A 21661-nucleotide genomic window follows, 5' to 3' on the forward strand; every position below is an offset into this window, starting at 1 on the left:
GCCACAGCAGTCAATAGACTGCCGGAGCATCCCGGGATTCCAGATCGTATAGGGTGAACCGCTTAATTCGTAATTATTTACTCAATTCCTCAGCGCTATACACCTTAACATCAAGCGGTGCGGTCAGGAACTCTCCCGCTTTGGCGGCGAAGCCGGTGAAGTGAGGGCTTGTGTTATGAGCGGCAACGGCGGCCTGATCACGCCAGGTCTCAACCATGATATAGAGACTTTCGTCTGCTGCATGCTTATACAGCTCGTAGGACAGGTTCCCTTCTTCTTCGTGCGTGGCGGCAATCAGCGGCTTCGCTGTGGCCAGGAACTCTTCCTCCCGTGCAGGATTCACATGAAGCAGCGCATGGATAATAATCATTTGGATATTCCTCCTAGAATTTCATGGGTATAGAGTATTATTTCCACTGGGCAATCGTGTCGATAGGCAGACGAACGGAGGCATAACCCTCTTCCAGTGCTTTGCCGATCGAGATCAGCATCACCGGAATGTAGCGTTCTTTGTCCATACCGAACAATTCAGCGATCTGATCCTTTTCAAATCCGCCGATCGGATTGGTGTCATATCCGTGTGCGCGGGCGGACAGCATCAACTGCATGGAGACCAGCCCCGCGTCAATCATCACGGTCTCTCTGTTCACATCTGCGGGCAGCTTGGCGAAGTGGGCGCCCAGGGCGGCCAGCTGTCTTTCTTTCACCTCGGCAGGCATAAGTCCGCGTTCTACAGCCGTTCCGTAGATTTGTTCAGCGTAATCGAAGTTATTCATATCACCGAATACGGCAATCACCGCCGCGGAGGTTTCGACCTGAGTCTGGTTGAACTTGGCAATAGGGGACAGCTTGGCTTTGGCTTCCGGGCTTTCGATGATCACAAAACGCCAAGGCTGCATATTCACGGATGAAGGGGCCAGTGTAGCTTCTGTAAGGATTTCGGTCATTTCCTCTTTGCTGATTTTGACCGATGGATCATATTTGCGGATCGAGCGGCGTCCTGTAATAATGCTGATGTAATCATTGTTTTTGGTAGTGTTCATATGAATTAGCTCCTTTATGGGTTTGATTATAGGTTACGGCTACAGTACATTGATATTATGCTGGAGCCGGGTAAGCATGTCTGCGAGCACTGTACGCTCCTGTTCATTGAAGCCGGTCAGCAGATCGCTGATGAACTGGGTTTTGTTCTCCCGGTAGGCATCGATATGTTCACGGCCTTGACCAGTCAGGGAGACGAGAGTCACGCGATTATCGGCTGGATTATTACGGCGGGCGATCATTCCAGTGTCCTCCAGCCCTCTTAAGTGGCGGGTGACCGCTGCAGCGTCGATATCCACTAGCTTTTGCAGCGAGATTTGGCTGATCTCCGAACTGTGATATAACTCCTGCAGCAATCTGAACCGGGTAGGAGTCACGCCTGCACAACGCTCGAACTTCGGGCCGATGCCTTTGTGCAGAGCTTGCAGCAGTTCAAAAATCTTATGTTCATCGGGCTGAGCTTCCCTCAAAATATACCCCCTAAGGCAAATATATTGTGCAAAACCTTTTCGATAAAATACACTTTACACCGAAATCATTGACCCGTCAACTAATATTATTCAGGAGGAGATTTCCACATGAGAATTGCCTTGATTCAGCTTGATATAGCATTCGGCAAACCCGAGGTGAATTATGCTGCGGCGGAGCGCAAAATACGTGAGGCTGCTGTCGGCCGTCCGGACTGCATTATTCTTCCCGAGCTATGGACAACGGGATATGATCTGACCCGGCTGGGGGAAATTGCCGACCCCGGCGGACATACCACGGGGGCCTTGATGTCGGATCTGGCCCGGGAATACAGCGTGAATATCATTGCCGGCTCCATTGCCGTCAGGCAGGAGAACGGCGGCGTTACGAACAGTATGTATGTCTTTGACCGCAGCGGGGCGTGCACCGGGGAGTACAGCAAGCTGCATCTGTTCAAGCTGATGGAGGAGCATCTCTACCTCCAGCCCGGCGGGGCCAAAGGACTGTTCACGCTGGACGGCATTCTCTGTGCCGGGCTGATCTGCTACGACATCCGGTTCCCGGAATGGGTCCGGGTCCATATGGCCGGAGGCGCGGAGATCCTGTTCATCAGCGCCGAATGGCCGCTGCCCCGCCTCTCTCACTGGCGCGCGCTATTGATCAGCCGGGCGATTGAGAACCAGTGCTACGTTGTAGCCTGTAACCGGGCAGGGACAGATCCGGCGAATTCCTTCGCTGGACATTCCCTGATCATCGATCCTTGGGGCGAGATTGTCAGCGAGGCCTCCGGCGGCGAAGAGATCCTCCGCGGCGAGCTTAACCTCACCCGGGTCCGTGAGGTACGGGGGCAAATCCCGGTCTTCGCGGACCGTCGCCCGGAGTTGTATAGGTAGTTGGGGCGGCAGGGGATTGTGTACGGTTTTTCGCATACATTCGGCCGCACACACCCCAGCTTGCCAAATGTATGCTGTTTTTCGCATACATTTGGGCTGCGCACACCCCAGCCTGCACATTGTATGCTGTTTTTCGCATACATTCGGGCTGCGCACACCCCAGCCTGCACATTGTATGCTGTTTTTCGCATACATTCGGGCTGCGCACACCCCAGCCTGCACATTGTATGCGGTTATTCGCATACATCCAGCCACCCGTCGCTGCCGCCAGTAGCCGCCCGCTTCAGCGGGCGTACCTCTCGCGCAGCATACGCGCTGCTTCAAGCACCTGCGGGTCGCTGTACCGCAGGCTGTAGCCTGTCGCCTGCTGCAGAAGCTCCGCCGGCAGCAGGCGGGTTGCCCGGCCGGCAAGCGCCTGCCGGATACCTGCGGTGAATTCGGCCGCCGAAGACGGGCCGCCAAGCTCCGCGAGCGCAGCGATGGTCTCCGGCCGCACGCGCGGATAGTCCAGGGAGGCATCGCCGTCCGCTGCATCCTGATAGAAGCGGCGGATGCACTCTCCGCGCGCGAGCCCCGAGCCGGACACAATCACGAACGCATGGACGAAGTATGCGCTGCTCTGTCTGCGCTGGGCGATGCCGCAGAACTTGCGGCCGCCAATCGCCAGGTCGAAGTCACCGGGGCAATACGACCCGGTGACTTCTTCTGCCCGGATCCGCGCCGCTGCCTGCGGATGGCCCGCGGCTACCGCTTCGGTAATCAACGAAGCCAGCAGCCGGAAATCATCGTGGAAGTCCAGCTTGCCCGCAGGCTTCGGCAGCAGCAGGGACACGTTGATCACTCCCGCATCCAGCGGCACCGCAGCGCCGCCCGAATGGCGGACTGCCGTACGGATGCCCTGCCGCTCCAGCACCTGCATCGCCTCTGCTGCGCGGGGCAGCTTGCTGTCCCGCAGCCCAAGCGCGACTCCGCCGGGGTGGCTCCAGAGATGCAGCACCGGCGGGACCCTACCGGCCCCGACATCACGGCACAGCACCTCTTCAAAAGCAAACGGAATCAGCATATCCTCCGCAGATGCTTCTTCCCCTGCTTCACCGCCGGTATGCGTGAAGAGGATCATCTCCTCCGGCAGCCTCCCTGCCGACCCGTTCTCCAGTACATCATAAGGTTCACTCCGCATGCTGATTCCCCTTTCTATCTATAAGGTCTAAGCTAATCTTAACTCCGTTAACTATTCACATTGTAACCGATCTATCCGCGCACCGTACAACCGGCAGTATGCCCTTACAGATTTGAAATGGTGGAGCGAACCCGTTATCCTTAATGTAGTACAGAAGAATATACCAGCCATAAGATTCGCGCATAAGCTCATGCTATACACAACCTCTAGGAGTGATGCTGCATGACCACCGTACCACAGGCAAAGGACAGGCAACTAAGCAAATCCAGGCAATGGGAACAGGCTATGAGCAAGCTGTATATTAATTTTCAGGACTATAGCAAGGATGCGCGAAAAGGGTTCAACGATGAGGATATTCATCAGGCCAGAGTCAATAGCCGCAAGCTGCTGACCCTGTTGTCCATTCTTGATCCGGGCCATACTGCAACGGCAGACTTGTATGACAGCTTCAAGCAGGCCCAGAAGAAGCTCGGCAGAGTCCGTGATGCAGATGTGCTGATCGGATCGTTTGAGGCCCGGCGCAAGGCAGCGAAGGCGGCGGGCGATAAGAAGACTGCCAAGCTGCTGAAGGCAGTCATCGAACACCAGAAGGACACACGGAAGGACGCCCGCAAGAAGCTGAAGAAGGCACTGCCCAAGCTGTCCGGCCAAGCGCTCGAAGCGCTGTGGACCCCTTTTACCCAGACCCAGTTAGAGCCCTTCGCTGCCAAAAAAGACGCCAATGTAGCCATGCGCGAGCTCGAAGTCGCCTTTGAACAGAAGAAAAAAGCCTGCAAGACCCTGTTCAAGGGTCCATCCGCTGAATCGAAGGAAGCCTTCGAAGCCCTTCATGAGCTGCGGATTGCGGCCAAGGAACTGCGGTATACGGCGAATGCGGCTGCTTTTGCGCTGAATCAGAAATTCCATGCCCATGAAGCCTTCTATAAGGACATCCAGGACCAGCTCGGACTCATTAATGACAAGCGGGTATGGCTTGAGACGCTGCAATCGATTGGACGCGAAGAGCTGGATGTCGGCAAAAAAGTCTGGGCCGCCTTCACCGATACGCTGCGTGCAGAGGTACTGGAAGCTCTTCATCAGAACGAGGTCGTCCCTGTTGCTGGTGCTGAGCCCCCAAAATAGGGCATCATAGCTGATCATCCTATCATTTACACAAAGGCAGGACACCGCATGTTATCCAAGCGGTATCCTGCCTTTTATCATAAGCGTCACGTACTATAGCATTCCGGCAGCCCATAATCCGCCTCTGCGGATCATCCGGCGCAGCGGCTCTGAAGAGAAGGAAGGCAGATGGTGCCCAGGCATCAGATAGACCACCCGGCCTTCGCCGAAGGTATGGCACCATGCCGCCGGTCTCATCGCTCCGTCATGAGGATATTCGGCCAGTACCGTTGTCTCGAAGTGGGGATGCTGCTCGAAATAGTAAGGCTCGTCCTCTATCACAAAATCAGAGATCCCCTCCATAATCGGATGCTCCGGCGCAGTCACCTTCATCTGAAGCGTCGTGAACGCCGGATGATGGGTGAACCGGGCACCGAGCATCGCCCCAAGCTCCTGATTACGCTGCAGGGATATGCCGTTGTGCACGACAAGCAGCCCGCCGCCGCCAGCCACATAAGCAAGCAGGGCTCCGCTCTGCGCAGCGGGCAACTGCTCCTCGGAGAATTCCGTATAGGAGACCACCAGCCTGCATTCTGTCAGCTCTGCCTGGTTCATCCGTCTGTAATCCTCCGTAGAGACCACCTGGAGCTCCGGCTCAAGGAGCTGCTCCAGCTCACGGTCTACCCCTTCGAAGGGATGATATTTCACTTCAGTATAGCTGCCGAACGCCAGTGCTTTGTATGAAGACATGATGTACACACCTCTCTTTTGCCAAGTTAGCCTGTCCTGAATGTTCGTGTCACCAGGGCCAGAGATTGCCGTCCAGATCGATATAAGCCGGTTCTTCGGCCAGATACATCTTGTGGTTATGAACGATCGTCATAATCTTGCCTGCTGATTCTTCAGGAGTTACAGGCGCCTCTGCATCCTTCTCCCCGTTCATATAGGTCTGCAGCCAGCCGGGATGGAAGACCAGCACTTGTCCGCCCATCGCACGCAGATGATTGTGCAGCAGCGAAGACTGCATATTAAGCGCGGCCTTCGACATACAGTAGCCATACATATTGATCCGCTTGTTCCGACCGATGCTTCCGGCCTCCGACGAGATATTAACCACCAGACGCTGGCGGCCTTGCAGCAGTAAGCCCATCAGTGCATTGCTCACCCTCAGCGCACCCAGCGTGTTCACGTTATAAATCTCCGCCATAGCTTCATCATCCATATCCACGAGCACCGTTGCATCATCAGACTTGTGGATAATCCCTGCGTTATTGATAATTATATCAAGGTGCCCTGTACTTCCGGCAATACTCCGCGCGGCCTCCTTTACGCTCCCTGCACTGCCGATATCGAGAGGGACCAGCCTCAGGCTATCCGGGTATTGCGCTTTCAAAGCTTCAAGTAGCGCAGGGTCCGGCAAATACTGTCCGGCAAACACCATGTATTTACTCTCTAAAAGAGAGCGAACCAGGTACAATCCGAGTCCACGGTCAGCACCGGTGACACAAGCAACCCTTTTCATAAGCTCCCCCCTCATATCTGCATGATTATGCACTGAGCCTAAGTTCATCCCTCTCACATTAGCATGGCCACCGGCCGTTAACAACGTCCTGCAAGGGAGGGGCAGGCTTAGCTGAACTTTCTTTTGCTTTAATTTTGAACTATGCTACAATCATGATTAATAGTTGTTAACAACACAATTGTTGACAACAGGTTTCATTCACTCTTACACAGGAAGGTGATTCTAAGGTGTCTATTCAACAGATCCATACTAAGGATGAACTACAGCAATATATCGGGCAGCCCGGCAAAAAACTGCTCTTCAAGCACAGCACCACCTGCCCGATCAGCGCCAAGGCCAACGAGGAATTCCAGGCCTATGCACAGCATTCAGATACGCCTGCAGCCGTGGTTCATGTGATCGAAGACCGTCCTGTCTCCAATCAGATTGCTGAGGATTTCGGGATCAAGCATGAATCCCCGCAGATTTTCCTGCTGGAGGACAGCGAGGTCCGCTGGAACACCTCACACTGGAAGATTACCCAAAAAGCGATAAAGGAAGCAGTGGAACAATGAGCGCGAACGTAATTGTCTATTCGACCTCCGGCTGCGGCGAATGCAATCAGGTGAAGCAGCTGCTGGAGAGCAAGGGCATTCCCTTCGAGGTCCGGGATGTGATGACCAGCTCCGTCTACCAGGAGGAAGTGGAGAAGCTGGGCTTCATGGGCATTCCAGTCACCGTATCCGGGGACCGGGCGGTCAAGGGCTTCAATCTCCCTGAGCTTCAGGAGCTTATGGATGCTGCTGTTCTGTAATATACGCAAAGGTGCTGTCCTCTCAACAGGAGCAGCGCCTTTTTTTTGCGATTCATCGATGAAATAACTGTATATTTATATATATCTGGAAAAGGAGGCTTGATCCTTTGAAATGGCTACAGGATGAGCATGCCGCCAAATGGCGTGAAGAAGGACAGCGTTATGTGCGCGACGTCAATCAATTCGTACATAAGGGCCTGACAGAAGGCTGGGACACAGCGGGAAATGAACCCGCAGAGGATACACGCGGGGCCCTCGCCGCCAAAATCTATAAGATGATTCGAGGAGCTAATGAGCACGGTGAGATTGCTGAGCTGCGGGAGCAATTGCCGGCGGCAACGTGGCCGCTGGCCGGGCACTTTCAACATGAGATGCAGGCGATTCGCGGTATCCATTTCATAAGTGATGATGCTGTAGTGTTCAGCACCGGCTCACCTTGGGAGAAGAATGCAGTTGTGGCTGTACATAAGGATGTTATTTCCGTATTCGACGAATTAAGCCTGGTTGGGGCATCTCCTGACAATCAGTTCTATGCACTCGCGGGCACGCAAGGGATTACTATTCTGCAATCCATGAACAGCGCATTACAGGGAGAAGTAGTGGCCGAGCTTTCGTGGCGGGAGCTGAATGGAACGATTCAAGCGCTGGACCCGGACTTTACCGTTTTGAACATAGACCGCCTGGATCAGGAGTTACCCTTGGAGCAAGTTATTCCTTTTAACGACGGTCAAGCGTTATTGCTTGTTACAAGTCAGGGGATTATCCTGGTCCAGCAATCGCAGGAGAAGCCATGGGAGGTGAAGCTGCTGCATCCTGACCTCGAAGAATATAAAGCAGATGAGATGGAGCATATTGAGATCGACATGCCGCATGGTGCTGTCTCTCCGGATGGAAGATGGGTTGCCTATGGCAGCCAGGGCAGTGATCATCTTTTATATGACACAGCTTCAGGACAGGTTCACTTATTCAATCCGGAATCCAGTTACCCGCACTATACTATATTTACGAAGGACCAGCATAGTGTATGGTACAATGCCTGCCACTTCTACAATGGCGTTACTCTTGCCGTGTCCCTTGAAGATCTAGAAGCAGGCAAGCTCCTGCCAGATCAGGAATATCCGGTCGTTAACGGGGAAGCCCGGGTGTATGCGGCGGCAGCGCTGAAGGACGGTGTTGTCATTGGCGATGCCTATGGCTACTTGAGGCTCGTTGATGTAGAGGGGCGGGAGCTGTGGCGTTATTATGCCGGAAGCACCATTTCCGGATTAGCTGTCAATCCGGATGAGACCATGCTGGCCGTGGGGACTTATGGAGGGATGCTGCATTTCCTGGACCTTCATGCCACTGAACGCAGCGACTATGAGATTACAACAGGAACCGTTCGTGAGGTGAAGCGGATTATTGTCTGGAAGAATCAGAATGGGCCGCTTTGGTGGTGAGCTGATACATGGGGAACCCTTCTTCTCCGCCGCCGTCTGCCAAAAATAAAAAACGGCGATTGAGCGAGATAAATGGCAGATAATCTGCTACATATATGAGTTTTCGCTTCCATTTGCATAACCAGTCAGCCATTTGCTGAAAACAAGGCGAATAGCACTCTTTTCCATTTTTACAACCCCCCTCTGAAGAGAGTATGATTCGTGTTGAAAGCAAATGAACGCATTCATGAAAATGAGCATATGCATGCACGCTGAATTTCCGTCATGTGGAAAACGGGGGAACCATCCGGCCGTCAGGCCGACTTGGGGTGAATCCGAAGGAGAATGCCACGCGCAGGTCTCCGGCAGGTAGGGCGACTCTCACCGTCCGAATCCGACAGCTAACCTCGTAAGCGTAAAGAGAGAGCCCTGATCCGCCACGCTTTTGTGCCAGGCGTCTTAAGCCTGTTACCCACAACCGCAGGCAGAGGTCCTCCTCTGCCTGCGGTTTTTTGCGCGCTGGAATGAACTGCACAGTATAGATTCAGGAAGGAACGTGACCACATGCCTGACCCCTTATCGCCCAAACTAACAGCCGCTGCCGGATACAACCCCTACACCCAGCAATATAGCGGTCCCGTCTATGCGCTTAGCTGCCTGCTGCTGGAGCAAGGCGCCCGCGCCGAACAAGCTGCAATCGCCACCTTCGTAGCACTCCATCCACTATGGCTGAAGGGCAGCCTCTCAGGGGACGGCGCTGCTGCGGCTGCCTACAGAGAGTGCATCCGCCAATGTGCCGTGCTCGCCCGGGACCGCAGCCGCTGCGCTTCTCCGCTGCTTAACTGGGACGATCACGTTGCCAGTGCCTTGTGGTATGGCATCCAGCTCCCCCTGCCCGACATCAGCCAGATTCTGGAGCGCAGCATCCCCGAGCTAAAGGCCCAGCTTAGAGGAATACGCGAACAGATGGCAGCCGCACATTCAGCCTTGCCTGCGGTCCACCGCCCTTCAGCGGGGTGAGACTGGGAATAACGCAGGTTGCAGGACGAACGAGGATGGATGTGGCGGAATTGGTTGGATGTGGCGGAATTAGGGTACGGATGCGACAAAAGGAGATGGTTAGCGGGCCATGCGGACTACAGATCCGCTATTTCAGCAAATGGGACCATTCCGAAGGCCATGCGGACTGAGAGGCGCTTAATTAACCAATTCCGTCTCATTTTGCGCTCCATACAGCCCTTTAGCGTCCTCTCAGTCCGCTCCGGGAAGATAATCAGTCTTTTTCACAAAATAAGGGCCGCTGAGTCCGCACCCCCCCCACAAAGTGGGGCTTTAGCGTAGGTGATGACTCAGGTACTTTTGCGGGGACCCCAAAACATATAAATTCTATCAAATAAAGCCGCAGCATCCGCCGCGACTTAATCCTTGACTCTCAGCATCAGCACCCATACAGTGCCTGGCTCACCTTACATAGCTAACCATCCCATGCACTGATCCTGTCTCCGCCGGCCGTTCACTACATAGAACTCAGCTCTTGCCCTTGCCACCCTTGCCGCCCTTGGCAAACCGCCAAAAAGCCATACAGCAGCCGAGCAGTCCGGCTCCCAGCAGAAGGGTCTGTAACGCCCCCAGCCAAGTCGACTGATCCGAGGGGATCAGGCTGCTGACAATAATGAGCGGGATAGAAACCGCGACCAGCACGGGGGTTTGTCTACTTTTCTTCACAACCATTCACCACTCCTAAAGACTAATACTACTAAGGTACACCATCTCCGGCGTTTTCACCAGTTCAGGGTCCGGGTAAGCAAGACTCCAGGGAATGATCGTCACATGATTTAAAGGATTCCGTATAATCCAGCACCTGTTTAAATGTCAAATCCTGTAGATCGACATTTTGGGGTGATCCAGTGGAAAATCCTCCTTATAAAATTTAATATTTATTAGTCAAGTCATTAATATCGTGTGCTCTTTCAATTCATTATAAAATGAATAACCCATCCTTAAAAGAATGGGCTTTTCTTACTCAGAAGAGTCTTTTTCGCACGATTAGTAATTCTTCACGCCATAATAGTCAAAATCAGCGAAGGAGTCATGCTGGTGAGCATCCACGGAACCAATGAAATTGAACAAGCCTGTAAACCCGCCAATCTCCCCCGGCTCCCCGTTCACGCCTTCATCCGACAAATAGAGAACATCGATATTTTCTACAAAAGCTCGCCAATCCCCGTTATCCCCGAAGCGGTAAAGGATACTCGCGATGCCTGCATTATAGATAAGCTTGAGCTCCGCTGTGTCTTCAGGGACTGGAATGTAATTGTGGACCAGCTCGATGCGCTCTCCCAGCTTGGCCTGTAGTACATACAGAACGGTGCCCTCTGATTCGGAGTGGGTCAAGTGAACATACAGCCAATTATTAGAATCATAGTATAGCCCCATACCGGCCGTTTCCGAGTAATGATCGGGGTGGAACTCCACCTTAGTTTGCACTTCATAATGAAGGGAGGTTGCACGCGTGGCCATAATCGCCGGATGGATCTGCGAGAAAAAAGAATTCTCTCCATGAATGCGTAAGTAACCCGGACGTTCAACCGTATTCACCCATGCCGCTTGCTGGTCCCGGTACGGAGTCAGAAAATGAAGATCATATTGCTCCTGATTAAAATCATCAAATACGTCATGAGAGATTCCATCGGCCTCTAATTCAACACCTGTCATCCCCTCAACTGCCATTTTCGCTACATTCGATCCATCCTTCATTTCCAGCCAGCCATCCTCTGTCCAATGCATTTTTTGAATAGAGGTTTCACGGCCTAATGGATTCATTAGCGTTCCTTCCACAGGGCGTGACATGAGATGAGCAATATACCATTCCCCTGTTTGGGTTTGAACTAATGAGCCGTGACCTGCTTTTTGCATAATTGAACTTGGATTATACATCTCAAAATGCCCGGCATCCGGATTACCAAGTGAAAATAGATGGCGCGGCGAGGAGGTGATGATCGGCTCTCCCGACGGATGCGGTTCATAGGGACCAAAAATATTCTCCGCACGTCCCAGCTCAACACCATGAGCATAACCAGTTCCGCCAGCAGCTAATAAAAGATAATACCTATCTCTATATTTATAGATCTGCGGTGCTTCAGCACAGCCGCGGCTGGTAAAGCCTTGCGTGACCCGGTGCCATGTTCCAACTATCTTGCCCTCGTTCAAATCAAATTCAGCGATCACAATATGTCCAGGGGCTTGGTACCCTTCACGGGTCTCCCATTCAAGGATGGACACATAGTGGTTACCGTCTTCATCATGGAAGAGTGCCGGATCGAAACCAATGGAGGTCAGATAGATGGGGTCCGACCAAGGTCCATGGATATCCTCTGCCCACATGGCATAGGAATCCGAGTTGAATTCACGGCCTGCCATGTTTAACATATGCGAATAAGCTAACCAGTACCGTTTCGCCCTAGGATCGTAGGATAGATGCGGCGCCCAGATCCCGGCCGGAGTATTGGTCCCCCTCAAATTCACTTCACCTTTATGTAATGCGGAGGCAGTCAGCATCCAATGGGCTAGATCGGTTGATTTGAAAATTTGAACGCCGGGATTCCAATGGAACGAGGATGTCGCAATATAATACACATCATCCACTCTAATAATAGAGGGATCTGGTGCCATACCAGGGATAATAGGATTGATAATCTTCATCATTTTTCTGCTTCCCTTCGCTGTTCAGCCATATTATTTACCCTTTTTCTGTTGTCTATGTATATTATAATAACTACTAACGCACTTATGCGATGGGATGATTACGGCTACATTTACCCAAATCAAAGGAAGGTGCTGCACATTGGAACATATGAATAGCCAGCTCACAGGCACACAGACGCTGCTGCTGCCGCGCATTGATTGGAATATACGTTTTTTTGGCGCACATACACAGACTGTTCCTGCCGACTGGAGCATGACTACAGAATCCCACCATGCCTTTGAGATTCTAATTGTGCTGGATGGGGCTCAAGAGACAAGGATGGAACATGAACAATTCATTGTGAACAGGGATGATATTCTGCTGATTCCGCCTGGGTTCGAGCATACGAATAAGTGCATTTCCGCTACATCGATGACCTACTTTTGTGCTCATTTCGATATAGACGAGCCCTCCTTGCGGATGAAAATAATGAAAAACTGTGACTGGGTCTATGAACCCGCCAGTTTGTATCACTGCAAGCTGAAAGAATGCCTTCAAAAATGGATCGATATTCTGCATGAGCCTGAGTTGCCGTTCACCAAAGCAAAGCTAAAAGCACAAGTGGTCTTGTTCGAGTTATTGGAGGTGCTTGTAGATATCCAGCCGGTACAGACGGAGAAACGTGCTAACCAATCCATGACCACAGCGAAATATGCCAAAGAAATTGCCGAAGCCATCAAAAGGGCTTTTAAGAAAAATTGTATCGAGGGCAATTCAGATTACACCCTTCACATCCAGCCCATCATTGCTTCGCTTGGAATAAGCCCCAACTATGGATTAGAGGTATTTCAAAAAATATACAAGATGTCGCCCCGCACCTATCTATCTGACTTAAAGCTGCAGGAAGCCAAAATATTACTACAGCAGCCCAAAATATCTTTAAATGAGATTTCAAACCGTTTGGGATACAAAAACCTCTCTCACTTCAGCAGACAATTCAAAAGATGGACGGGCATTAACCCCTCCGACTATCGTAAAAATAATGGTGTATAGCAAAAAGCCCGTCCATTAAACCAGACAGGCTTTCCTACAAAATATTCCTTAGATTTTATAAGCCTTCATTGCTTTTCTGATTTCCTTGATGCTAGGGCGCTTGCCGTACATCAGGACGCCCGTGCGGTAGATCTTGGCGGCGAGCCAGCCGAAGAGGAAGGTTGTCGCCAGCAGGATCGCCAGCGAGACCATGATCTCCCAGAAGGCGACCTCCCCGACCCCGATCCGCAGCAGCAGGCTGAGCGAAGAGGTGAACGGGACGAAGCTCGCTACCTTCACCAGCAACGTATCCGGGTTCGAGATACTGAACAGCGGCAGATAGAAGCTGACGAAGCCCAGCATCATGACCGGCATCACGGCCTGCCCCAGATCCTCTGTCCGGCTGACAATGGAGCCTACAGCGGCATACATCAGCGCGTACAGGAAGTAGCCCAGGATATACAGGATGAAGCCATAGACGATCATGCTGACATTAAGCTGTCCCAGATTCAGATCGAAATCGCTCAGGATCGTGGAATTATGCGGCAGCATCAGGTTGAGCGCGATGGCAGCCGAGATAATGGCGATCTGCATCAGGCCGACGAGGAAGATTCCGATGACCTTGCCGAACATTTGGGTGAGTGGCGAGGCGCTGGTGATGAGAATCTCCATAATGCGCGAGCTTTTCTCCGAGGTAATCTCGGCTGAAATCATGTTGCCGGTCATCATCACCGACATGAAGAACAGAATCAGCAGGATATAGACAATGACATAGTTGATAATCGGTTTGTCCTGATCCTGGTCTACGCCACCGGCAGCCCCGTCAGTACTTAGCTGTGCGGTATCAATCGAGACCGGAGCGAAGATCGCCGTCACCTGGCTCTCGGTCAGCTTATCGCCGACAATCAGGCCGGTATTCACCTGCTGCAGAGCGGCTTGCAGATTCGTTCTAAGCTTGCTGCTGATGTCTCCGTCTTTGCTGTGATACGTTACCGGAGGCACCCCTACACTGCCCTTGTCGGCAAAGGTAAGATACCCCTCAATCTTCTCATCCTCCAGCCCCTGCTTCAGCGCAGCATCCTCAGCGGACGGATAAGCGGTAAATACGACTTTATCTTCGGCTTCAGCCGGCGGAGTATAAGCGAGCAGCAGCTCGGCAGGCCGGAAGCCCTGCTCGGCAACGACTCCGATCTGTGTAGCATCCTTAGCCCCGTCTTCTCCGTTGAACACCTTGATCAGATAAGGGATATTCATCCCGATACTAAGCAGAAGCACCAGAATTAAGGTGGTAATCATGAAGGATTTCGTTCTTACCTTATTCTTGAATGTGAAGCCGATAATGGTTGCCATTTTATTCATTGGATTCACCCACCGCTCTGATAAAGATTTGGTTTAGCGTCGGTTCCTTAATCTCGAAATGCTCGACCTCGCCTTGAGCCACAGCCAGTTGAAGAATGCGCTGTGCGGCTCCCAGGTCACTGATAGTTAACACATACCCGCGCTCCTGCCGCTGGACTCCGGTAACTCCGGCAATCCCGGCAAGTCCGTTCACTTCCCCGGCGGTGCGCAGTACAACTTCTTCCCGCGGATACCCCTTCTTGATCTCACGGATATCTCCCTGAACTACGGTGTTCGAGCGGTCAAGAATCGTGATATTCCGGCATAATTCTTCAACATGCTCCATGCGGTGCGTGGAGAACAGAATGCTCGTTCCCAGATCCCGCATCTCTCTGACGGTATCCTTCAGCAGCTCCACATTGACCGGATCGAGACCGCTGAAGGCTTCATCCAGGATCAGAATCTTCGGCTTATGGACCACAGCGGCGACGAAGCCCATCTTTTGCTGATTACCCTTGGACAGCTCTTCAATCTTCTTATTGTAATATTCAGGTACATCGAAGCGCTCCAGCCAGTACTTCAGGCTCTTGTCCGCCTCACTTGCCGACATCCCGCGCAGCCTTGCCAGATAGATAATCTGATCGCTGACCTTGACCTTAGGATACAGTCCCCGTTCTTCCGGCAGATAGCCCATCAGATGCTGAAGCTCCTTACTGTACGGCTTGCCGTTATACAGGATGCTCCCTTCGTCGGGATAGATCAGGCCGAGCACCATGCGCATGGTCGTTGTTTTGCCGGCGCCGTTGGCACCCAGCAGACCGTAAATCTCGCCTTGCTCCACCTTCAGACTAATTCCGTTGACGGCCGTCTTCTCACCGTACTGCTTCACTACCTGCTTCAACTGCAATGCTTCCATTCTTATTCCCCTCTCTTCTGGTCGATCAGAACCGGACGATGTCCCCGGGTCCATAAGCTTAGGATTTCATCCAGCTCCAGGCTGCGGCTCTTGAGTACCTTTACGCCCAAATCGTGAATGCGTTTCTCATACAGATAAATTTGTTGGGTTAAAAATGAAGCCACACCCGGCGTCGTAAGCTTCAGCTCCAGCGCTTGCGGCAGCTCGGCTGCCAGCTCCTGCAGCGCCTGCTCTCCCTCAATTTGAACCCATATTTCACTCCATGAACCAAACAGACTATCCTTCTCGGTCATTCCCAGCAGCTGTCCCTGGTGCATCAGCACGATATAATCAGCCAACCGCCGCACCTCTTCAACAATATGGGTCGAGATGATAATCGTCGCCTCATGCTCCTCCATGTAATTCTGCAGCGCTTCAATCATAATCTTCCAGGCAAAAGGGTCGAGGCCCGAGGACGGCTCATCCAGCAGTAGCAGCCGTGGCTTCGCCGCCAGGGTGGCCGCAAGCTCGAACTTGCGGCGCTCGCCCTTGGACATCTTGCCCAGTCTGGCATTCGGCGGCACTTCAAACTTACGGATCAGCTCCTCGAAATAGCCCTGATCCCAGGAAGGATACCAGTGGCTGCGGAACTCTGCAGCTTCAGCGGCTGTCCAGAGATTCTCCTCGCTCTGTGATACCTCAGGCACATATGCGATTTGCTGGCGGAGCGGCAGCGGCAGCCCGTGCCGGTAAGCTTCACCGAACCAGCGGACCTCACCTTCTCCAGGAAAACTCTGTTGCAGCAGCATGTGCAGCAATGTGCTTTTGCCCGAACCGTTCTGGCCTACAAGTGCAGTGATATACCCTTGCGGTACGCTTAGATTAAGCGGTCCTATCGTCTTTTGCCGCCGCTTCTTGCATACATCCCGCAGTTCTATGGCTTGCTGTCCCATCAGCTTCCCCCTTTCATTCCCGTTGTCCGTATTTATGCTTCACTATCTCCATGAACAGCTCCGCCAGCTCTTCCTCACTGCAATGCACGGACAGCCCCACATCGACGGCACTCTCCAGCGCTTTGCGGACAGCCTCCTCCTTATAGCCCTTCATGGCGCCATCCCCTACATGGGATACGAAGGTGCCCGTCCCCTGTCTGGTCCGCAGCAAGCCTTCATTCTCCAGATCCTGATAGACTCGTCGGACCGTAATGACACTGCACTTCAGGTCACCTGCGAATTCGCGGATGGAAGGAAGCAGCGTGCCTTCCGTTATTGCGCCGGAGATGATCAGCGACCGCAGCTGCGTCTCAATCTGATGGTACAGCGGCTCCGCACTGTTCTCATTAATCTGTATCGGAATCCACATTATTGACACCTGCCTTCCAGGCCCGGCCCCCGGATGAACGCCTTGCCCCGTCTCATACGAGATCACGGCTCTTCAGCCGGTGAAGCGTCCATCTGGAGAACAGCTGAATCGATAACACGCCCAGCACCAGCGTCCCCCACATCAGGGGAGAGAATAGGCCCCACTCCTTGGATACAGCGACCGTTGCCAGCAGTATGCTGCCTCCAGTCAGATACACCATACCGGACACACCCAGTGCCAGCAGCAAGATCACAGAGATAGACCAGAAGTAGATGACACCGCTGACCGAGAACTCAATCATAATATACATGCCTGCGATAATCAGACTGTAACCGATCCAGGTAAAGGCAAAAGCCAGATATGAAGCAAGCGGCAATTCAGCACGTATTCCAGGGTTGAGCGCATAGAGCAGGCTGAAATAGATTGTACTGTTCATGGCAACGGCGAACAGGGTGTCCAGCTTTCTTTTACAGAGAACAGCAGCTACCGGTACCGGCAACGCCCGCATATACGCCAGCATCCGGGTATAGGAATCCTCCGAGATATATTTCATGGTCCGCCGGGAAAAAGTAATCACGAGCATGAGCATCGTCGTCACCATCAGAAAATCACTGAGCAGCTGCTTATCGTGTCCAGTGAGCGTATCGTCGATGACCATTCCCGTAATTGCAGAAAAGTATCCCATGAACACGATGGCGAACAGCAGCGCCCACAGCAGCTTCCAGCGGTCACCGAGGAATTCGCTGCGTACGATGACCCACGCTTGCTTTAATGTTGTCATAACTTCTAACCTCGCTTTATACGTCTTGAACGGCAGGAGCCGGCAGATCAGCTAACTTCGGTGTGCATCTGTGTGTGCTTACTGTATATATCTATATACACAGTATATGACCTGCACTTTCCACTGTCAACTGATTACCTCTGCTATTTTTATTATTTCGATTTTCATGTACAAAAAAACCCCGCACATAGGCGGAGTCTGGACTTTATTATTGGAGCATGCGCGGGATTTGCGGCACAAGTGCCGGATTTTCGATGCAACAAACCACATGAAGCTAAGTCTGTATGTATACTTTGACGTTTTTTGTCGTACAATATCACTTATGCGACTTTTTTTGAGTAAAACATGATAAATCATGCATACTTGCGCATACTCAAGCAGCAATGCGTTTATTATAGGTCATTTCCTAACTTCTGTATAGAAACTTCGCTGGATCATCCCCTCTGCTTCCACAATTTCGCTCCATTCGTGTCTCTGCAATTTTTGTCGAATCTAATCTATTGAATGAACGTGCGCAGACTGTCCTCTACAAAATCCGGGGCAGCCTTTTGAATCTGCTGAACGGTGTGGAGATAACGCTGGGTGGTGTTGATGTGGGAATGCCCCAGCGATTCCTGAACCTGCTGAAGCGACGCTCCCTGGAGCAAGGCCAGTGTGGCATTCGTATGCCGCAGCCAGTGCGGGGTCAGCTTTTTCTCAATCGTGCTGGCTGCTCCGGCGTTCTTAATAATCCGTTCTACCTGCCGTGAAGATAACGGAAACATTCTCTGCTCCGGGGTGACCTCTTCCTTCCTTGGCAGGGTATCAGACAACTTAGAATACAGCTGCCACAGGGTCGGCGGAACCTTAATTTCTCTGGGCTTGCCCCCCTTGCCGTTCTCCACGGTCAGCCAGACCGAGGTCTCCAGCAGATCATTATGGAAGTCCCCCCACTTCATCGCCGTCAGCTCTGACACCCGCAGACCGAGCACTACCAGCGTCAGCCCGATCAGATAATTGCGCAGTCCTTGCTGCTCCAGTACATTCAGTAATTCTCCCACCTCCCGTTTGGTCAGGAAGTTTTTGCGGCTGGTCACGGTTATTTTGGGGATGCGCACCGAGGAGGTCGGATTCACTGCAAAGATCCCGATATGCTGGTCACTCCCCCATTTATAAAAAGACTTCAACGGCGCAAGGAATGCCGCTATGCTTGCCGGTGCCAGCTGCCTCTGATAGCTGTAGCCCCCCTGCGTCAGGAAAATCTTATACGCCTCCATCTCCCTCCAGCTCACTGCCCGCAAGGAGGTGCCTGCAATAAATCTGCGGAAATCGGCAATCGCCCGCTTATAATTCCGACCTGTATTAACATTCGTACAGCAGGTAGCCATAAACATCTGAACAATCTGATCATCGCTTAGGTAGCCCTCTTCCGGGTACACCAAGCTGAGCGCCGTACGGCTAAATTCGGTCTGGCTCATTCTTTTTTCATCACTCCTCAGGATTAGACATGTCGCATAAGTGATATTGTACGACATTCTTGTGGTATTTTGTCCCATTATCTCACAGGAATGGCTAAAGAGCGGAATACACAAGATCAGCAGAAGGTAACGCGAAGAACTCAGGAGGGAGACAGAGACACAGTAGCGGTTGCGGGCCAGCTACGTAATATGAGAAGCCGGAGGGTAACTATGGAGACCGTTTTGCAGAAACAATATGTTGAATTCGGGGTAGATCACGAGCATTATGCGATCCCGATCTCAGATGTCCATGAAATTATAAGAATGCAGGAAATAACGGAAATCCCCAGCAGCCGTCACTATGTGAAGGGCATTATCAACCTCAGGGGTAAAATTGTGCCGGTACTCAGCCTTAGAGTGCTGCTTCAGATGGAGGAAGTGGACCCGACCAAGCACACACGCATTCTGGTGGTCCATCACCAGGAGGAATCCCTGGGCGTCATTGTCGACAACGTGAATAAAGTGACAACCTTCAGCGATATTCAGCCTGCACATGACAGCATCTCCGGAATCAGCAGCTCCTTTTTCAACGGAGTAGGCTTCTCTTCTTCCAAGCTGGTCGGCATTCTGAGGCTGAATGAGATCCTGCTGCGCGACTAAACAAAGGCTACACGGAGAGAAGGCGAATCATGGTTGATTTATCGGAATACCGAGAGATATTTCTGGAGGAACTGGAGGACCAGCTGCAGCTGATCGAGGATGAGGTGCTCAGGCTGGAGCAGGCCGGGGAGACAGAAGACGGAATCCAGCAGTTCTTCCGGGCGGCCCACACCCTTAAGGGCTCCTCGGCCTCTATGGGCTACAACGGGCTGAAGGAAGTCACGCATCATCTGGAGCATCTGCTTCATCAGATGCGGGGAAGAGAACGGACGGTCACGCCGGAGCTGATCCGCCTGTTCTTCGAAGCGCTGGATGGAATGCGCGCGCTGCAGAGCGAGATCGCTGCTACGGATCAGGAGACCACAGATGTGTCCGGTCTGGTGCAGCGGCTGAGTACATTCGCAGCGGAGGAGCTGCAGAAGACGGAGGATAAGGCCCCCGCTGTGCAGACCAGTCAGGCAGAGCTTCCCCTCCAGCTGTTCTGGGTGCATGTGTGGCTCTCTTCCGGCTGTGAGATGAAGCTGCCCCGTCTTCACCTGATCGATGCCAAGCTGCGGAGTGTCGCTGCGGTCCTGCGCATGAAGCCGGAGCTGGAAGAGATAGAGGACCACGACAGCCGGATCGACGAGGCCTCCTGGCTGCTGTCGCCTAAGATTGATATCGAGGAGCTCCGTCAGGAGGTCTTATCCATTATGGATGTTGATCGTATATACATAGAAGAAGTGCTTAACGATTCTCCGCGTCCCGGTGAATTCGTGAGACCGCCCCATCCGGAGGCGGGGAGCCGGGAGCTCCCTGAAGTCCCAGAATCCCCGCCGTCTGCCGCTGACAAAACCAAGCCGCAAACGATCCGCGTCCAGGTGGAGCGTCTGGAGAAGCTAATGAACCTGGCGGGTGAGCTGGTCATCGACCAGACCCGGTTCCATCTGCTGAACCGCAGATTCCACCAGCAATATGGAACCAATGATCTGACAGAGGAGCTGGGCCAGCTTGCCGACCATCTGGCTATGATTACTGGGGAACTGCAGGAGAGCATGATTAAGGTGCGGATGCTGCCGATAGAGCAGCTGCTGAGCCGTCTGCCCCGCATGGTCCGGGACTTGTCCGGCTCCCTGAACAAGCAGGTTGAGCTGGTTCTTGAAGGCAAGGAGACGGAGCTGGACCGGACGCTCATTGAGGAGCTGGGCGACCCGCTGATCCATCTGCTGCGCAATGCCGTTGACCACGGCATAGAGACCCCTGAAATCCGCCGCAGCGCCGGCAAAAGCGAGACCGGAACCGTCCGCGTCGCCGCCTCCCATGAGGATAATCAGGTTATCCTGGTCATAGAGGACGACGGGGCCGGGATTGATTCCAGCCTGATTGCAGAGTCTGCTCTGCGGAAGGGCATCATTACGGCTGAAGAGGCCGGCGGGATGACTGAGGATGAGGCGCTGCGGCTTATTTTCCGGCCCGGCTTCTCCACCGCCCCGCACATCAGCGATATTTCCGGCCGCGGGGTCGGGATGGATATCGTCCGCAATGATATTGAACGGATTAACGGCATGATCGATATCGAGACCACGCGGGGGCAGGGCACCCGCTTCCGGATTCGCCTGCCCCTGACGCTCGCCATCATCCGGGGGCTTCTCGTTCATGCCGGGGGAGCCACCTTCGTGATTCCCATGAGCAGTGTGGCCGAGATTGTCCGCGCCGCTCCAGAGGAGATCAGCTCTGTCCGGGGGCAGCCTGTCATTACCGCACGGGGCCAGCTCGTACCGGTGGTCTGGCTGCAGGATGTCTTGCGGCTCCCCGCAGGCGCGGGCGGCAGTTCAGCATCCATTCCGCTGATTATCGTGGGGCGGGGAGAGAAACGGCTGGCACTGGCCGTGGATACGCTTATCGGCAATCAGGACATCGTAATCAAATCGCTCGGCGCCTACATGGGCAAGACTGAGAACATATCAGGAGCTACCATCCTGGGAAATGGCAATATCGCTCTGATCATAGATACAGCCAGCTTATTTTTCAATACGGGAGTCTTCGCTTAACAAAATCATCTTTACTGGGGGAAACA

The 21661-nt window shown here is 52.9% G+C and carries 23 protein-coding genes and 1 riboswitch; of the genes, 9 read left to right on the forward strand and 14 right to left on the reverse strand.

Annotated elements, in window-relative coordinates; all coding sequences use genetic code 11:
• Positions 1–73 precede the first annotated feature (73 nt).
• From NSS64_RS25885 to NSS64_RS25895, 3 genes are read right to left on the reverse strand one after another with little or no spacing between them, the layout of a single operon-like run.
• Positions 74–370: a putative quinol monooxygenase gene (locus NSS64_RS25885; protein ID WP_341142018.1), complete on the reverse strand. Its 297-nt coding sequence runs from the start codon at positions 368–370 to the stop codon at positions 74–76.
• A 37-nt stretch (positions 371–407) separates the two neighbouring features.
• A complete protein-coding gene (locus tag NSS64_RS25890; RefSeq protein WP_341142019.1) occupies positions 408–1043 on the reverse strand; it encodes a nitroreductase family protein in 636 nt (211 codons plus the stop codon).
• Positions 1044–1082: 39 nt separating this feature from the next.
• Positions 1083–1511 carry a MarR family winged helix-turn-helix transcriptional regulator gene (locus tag NSS64_RS25895; RefSeq protein ID WP_340944901.1) on the reverse strand — a complete coding sequence of 143 codons (429 nt, stop codon included), beginning with the start codon at positions 1509–1511 and terminating at the stop codon, positions 1083–1085.
• A 108-nt stretch (positions 1512–1619) separates the two neighbouring features.
• Here NSS64_RS25895 and NSS64_RS25900 point away from each other — a divergent pair, with 108 nt between their 5' ends.
• On the forward strand, positions 1620–2402 hold the full coding sequence (locus tag NSS64_RS25900; protein WP_341142020.1) for a carbon-nitrogen family hydrolase: 783 nt from the start codon (positions 1620–1622) through the stop codon (positions 2400–2402).
• 283 nt (positions 2403–2685) lie between these two features.
• On the opposite strand, the gene NSS64_RS25905 is transcribed toward NSS64_RS25900, so the two are convergent.
• The gene (locus NSS64_RS25905) at positions 2686–3582 is read right to left on the reverse strand and encodes a lipoate--protein ligase family protein (RefSeq protein WP_341142021.1); all 897 of its coding nucleotides are present in this window, start codon (positions 3580–3582) and stop codon (positions 2686–2688) included.
• Positions 3583–3804: 222 nt separating this feature from the next.
• On the opposite strand from NSS64_RS25905, the gene NSS64_RS25910 reads away from it, so the two are divergent.
• Positions 3805–4704: a CHAD domain-containing protein gene (locus tag NSS64_RS25910; RefSeq protein ID WP_341142022.1), complete on the forward strand. Its 900-nt coding sequence runs from the start codon at positions 3805–3807 to the stop codon at positions 4702–4704.
• Positions 4705–4797: 93 nt separating this feature from the next.
• Here the strand turns inward: NSS64_RS25910 and NSS64_RS25915 are convergent, their stop codons facing one another.
• Positions 4798–5433: a ThuA domain-containing protein gene (locus NSS64_RS25915; protein WP_341142023.1), complete on the reverse strand. Its 636-nt coding sequence runs from the start codon at positions 5431–5433 to the stop codon at positions 4798–4800.
• Positions 5434–5482: 49 nt separating this feature from the next.
• Complete coding sequence (locus NSS64_RS25920; RefSeq protein WP_341142024.1) at positions 5483–6205, reverse strand: SDR family NAD(P)-dependent oxidoreductase; 723 nt, start codon at positions 6203–6205, stop codon at positions 5483–5485.
• A gap of 227 nt (positions 6206–6432) precedes the next feature.
• Between NSS64_RS25920 and ytxJ the strand changes: the two genes are divergently transcribed.
• From ytxJ to NSS64_RS25940, 4 genes are all read left to right on the forward strand, one after another.
• Positions 6433–6759 carry a bacillithiol system redox-active protein YtxJ gene (gene ytxJ, locus NSS64_RS25925; RefSeq protein ID WP_340990894.1) on the forward strand — a complete coding sequence of 109 codons (327 nt, stop codon included), beginning with the start codon at positions 6433–6435 and terminating at the stop codon, positions 6757–6759.
• The gene (locus tag NSS64_RS25930) at positions 6756–6998 is read left to right on the forward strand and encodes a glutaredoxin family protein (RefSeq protein ID WP_036722203.1); all 243 of its coding nucleotides are present in this window, start codon (positions 6756–6758) and stop codon (positions 6996–6998) included. The genes ytxJ and NSS64_RS25930 overlap by 4 nt, the downstream gene beginning before the upstream one ends.
• A 107-nt stretch (positions 6999–7105) precedes the next feature.
• A complete protein-coding gene (locus tag NSS64_RS25935) occupies positions 7106–8437 on the forward strand; it encodes a WD40 repeat domain-containing protein (protein WP_341142025.1) in 1332 nt (443 codons plus the stop codon).
• A 239-nt stretch (positions 8438–8676) separates the two neighbouring features.
• Positions 8677–8846, forward strand: a riboswitch (cyclic di-AMP (ydaO/yuaA leader).
• 134 nt (positions 8847–8980) lie between these two features.
• Positions 8981–9436, forward strand: coding sequence for a hypothetical protein (locus NSS64_RS25940; RefSeq protein ID WP_341142026.1), 456 nt, complete (start codon positions 8981–8983; stop codon positions 9434–9436).
• A 507-nt stretch (positions 9437–9943) separates the two neighbouring features.
• On the opposite strand, the gene NSS64_RS25945 is transcribed toward NSS64_RS25940, so the two are convergent.
• A complete protein-coding gene (locus NSS64_RS25945; RefSeq protein WP_341142027.1) occupies positions 9944–10141 on the reverse strand; it encodes a hypothetical protein in 198 nt (65 codons plus the stop codon).
• Between the two features lie 321 nt (positions 10142–10462).
• Positions 10463–12121 carry a family 43 glycosylhydrolase gene (locus NSS64_RS25950; RefSeq protein ID WP_341142028.1) on the reverse strand — a complete coding sequence of 553 codons (1659 nt, stop codon included), beginning with the start codon at positions 12119–12121 and terminating at the stop codon, positions 10463–10465.
• 148 nt (positions 12122–12269) lie between these two features.
• Here NSS64_RS25950 and NSS64_RS25955 point away from each other — a divergent pair, with 148 nt between their 5' ends.
• The gene (locus NSS64_RS25955; protein WP_341142903.1) at positions 12270–13154 is read left to right on the forward strand and encodes an AraC family transcriptional regulator; all 885 of its coding nucleotides are present in this window, start codon (positions 12270–12272) and stop codon (positions 13152–13154) included.
• Positions 13155–13202: 48 nt separating this feature from the next.
• Here NSS64_RS25955 and NSS64_RS25960 read toward each other — a convergent pair whose 3' ends face one another.
• From NSS64_RS25960 to NSS64_RS25985, 6 genes are all read right to left on the reverse strand, one after another.
• The gene (locus NSS64_RS25960; RefSeq protein WP_341142029.1) at positions 13203–14492 is read right to left on the reverse strand and encodes an ABC transporter permease; all 1290 of its coding nucleotides are present in this window, start codon (positions 14490–14492) and stop codon (positions 13203–13205) included.
• Positions 14485–15387 carry an ABC transporter ATP-binding protein gene (locus NSS64_RS25965; RefSeq protein ID WP_340944959.1) on the reverse strand — a complete coding sequence of 301 codons (903 nt, stop codon included), beginning with the start codon at positions 15385–15387 and terminating at the stop codon, positions 14485–14487. Before NSS64_RS25965 ends, NSS64_RS25960 begins: the two co-directional genes overlap by 8 nt.
• Positions 15388–15389: 2 nt before the next feature.
• Positions 15390–16319: an ABC transporter ATP-binding protein gene (locus tag NSS64_RS25970; protein ID WP_341142030.1), complete on the reverse strand. Its 930-nt coding sequence runs from the start codon at positions 16317–16319 to the stop codon at positions 15390–15392.
• A 13-nt stretch (positions 16320–16332) separates the two neighbouring features.
• Complete coding sequence (locus NSS64_RS25975; RefSeq protein ID WP_341142031.1) at positions 16333–16728, reverse strand: GntR family transcriptional regulator; 396 nt, start codon at positions 16726–16728, stop codon at positions 16333–16335.
• A gap of 52 nt (positions 16729–16780) precedes the next feature.
• Positions 16781–17509: a hypothetical protein gene (locus NSS64_RS25980; protein WP_341142032.1), complete on the reverse strand. Its 729-nt coding sequence runs from the start codon at positions 17507–17509 to the stop codon at positions 16781–16783.
• 497 nt (positions 17510–18006) lie between these two features.
• Positions 18007–18966: a tyrosine-type recombinase/integrase gene (locus tag NSS64_RS25985; protein ID WP_341142033.1), complete on the reverse strand. Its 960-nt coding sequence runs from the start codon at positions 18964–18966 to the stop codon at positions 18007–18009.
• Positions 18967–19176: 210 nt separating this feature from the next.
• Between NSS64_RS25985 and NSS64_RS25990 the strand changes: the two genes are divergently transcribed.
• Together NSS64_RS25990 and NSS64_RS25995 are read left to right on the forward strand one after the other, a co-directional pair.
• The gene (locus NSS64_RS25990) at positions 19177–19605 is read left to right on the forward strand and encodes a chemotaxis protein CheW (RefSeq protein ID WP_341142034.1); all 429 of its coding nucleotides are present in this window, start codon (positions 19177–19179) and stop codon (positions 19603–19605) included.
• A gap of 29 nt (positions 19606–19634) precedes the next feature.
• Complete coding sequence (locus tag NSS64_RS25995; RefSeq protein WP_341142035.1) at positions 19635–21635, forward strand: chemotaxis protein CheA; 2001 nt, start codon at positions 19635–19637, stop codon at positions 21633–21635.
• Positions 21636–21661 lie beyond the last annotated feature (26 nt).

It is taken from the genome of Paenibacillus sp. FSL H8-0122, assembly GCF_038005345.1.
Classification (GTDB): Bacteria; Bacillota; Bacilli; order Paenibacillales; family Paenibacillaceae; genus Paenibacillus_AQ.

Coding starts and splice junctions, on each gene's coding strand:
- NSS64_RS25920 (WP_341142024.1), bottom strand. CDS start 6,205: ATGAAAAGGGTTGCTTGTGTCACCGGTGCTGACCGTGGACTCGGATTG.
- NSS64_RS25965 (WP_340944959.1), bottom strand. CDS start 15,387: ATGGAAGCATTGCAGTTGAAGCAGGTAGTGAAGCAGTACGGTGAGAAG.
- NSS64_RS25905 (WP_341142021.1), bottom strand. CDS start 3,582: ATGCGGAGTGAACCTTATGATGTACTGGAGAACGGGTCGGCAGGGAGG.
- NSS64_RS25885 (WP_341142018.1), bottom strand. CDS start 370: ATGATTATTATCCATGCGCTGCTTCATGTGAATCCTGCACGGGAGGAA.
- NSS64_RS25940 (WP_341142026.1), top strand. CDS start 8,981: ATGCCTGACCCCTTATCGCCCAAACTAACAGCCGCTGCCGGATACAAC.
- NSS64_RS25970 (WP_341142030.1), bottom strand. CDS start 16,319: ATGGGACAGCAAGCCATAGAACTGCGGGATGTATGCAAGAAGCGGCGG.
- NSS64_RS25910 (WP_341142022.1), top strand. CDS start 3,805: ATGACCACCGTACCACAGGCAAAGGACAGGCAACTAAGCAAATCCAGG.
- NSS64_RS25955 (WP_341142903.1), top strand. CDS start 12,270: ATGAATAGCCAGCTCACAGGCACACAGACGCTGCTGCTGCCGCGCATT.
- NSS64_RS25985 (WP_341142033.1), bottom strand. CDS start 18,966: ATGAGCCAGACCGAATTTAGCCGTACGGCGCTCAGCTTGGTGTACCCG.
- NSS64_RS25915 (WP_341142023.1), bottom strand. CDS start 5,433: ATGTCTTCATACAAAGCACTGGCGTTCGGCAGCTATACTGAAGTGAAA.
- NSS64_RS25930 (WP_036722203.1), top strand. CDS start 6,756: ATGAGCGCGAACGTAATTGTCTATTCGACCTCCGGCTGCGGCGAATGC.
- NSS64_RS25890 (WP_341142019.1), bottom strand. CDS start 1,043: ATGAACACTACCAAAAACAATGATTACATCAGCATTATTACAGGACGC.
- NSS64_RS25995 (WP_341142035.1), top strand. CDS start 19,635: ATGGTTGATTTATCGGAATACCGAGAGATATTTCTGGAGGAACTGGAG.
- NSS64_RS25980 (WP_341142032.1), bottom strand. CDS start 17,509: ATGACAACATTAAAGCAAGCGTGGGTCATCGTACGCAGCGAATTCCTC.
- NSS64_RS25960 (WP_341142029.1), bottom strand. CDS start 14,492: ATGAATAAAATGGCAACCATTATCGGCTTCACATTCAAGAATAAGGTA.
- NSS64_RS25975 (WP_341142031.1), bottom strand. CDS start 16,728: ATGTGGATTCCGATACAGATTAATGAGAACAGTGCGGAGCCGCTGTAC.
- NSS64_RS25900 (WP_341142020.1), top strand. CDS start 1,620: ATGAGAATTGCCTTGATTCAGCTTGATATAGCATTCGGCAAACCCGAG.
- NSS64_RS25990 (WP_341142034.1), top strand. CDS start 19,177: ATGGAGACCGTTTTGCAGAAACAATATGTTGAATTCGGGGTAGATCAC.
- NSS64_RS25950 (WP_341142028.1), bottom strand. CDS start 12,121: ATGATGAAGATTATCAATCCTATTATCCCTGGTATGGCACCAGATCCC.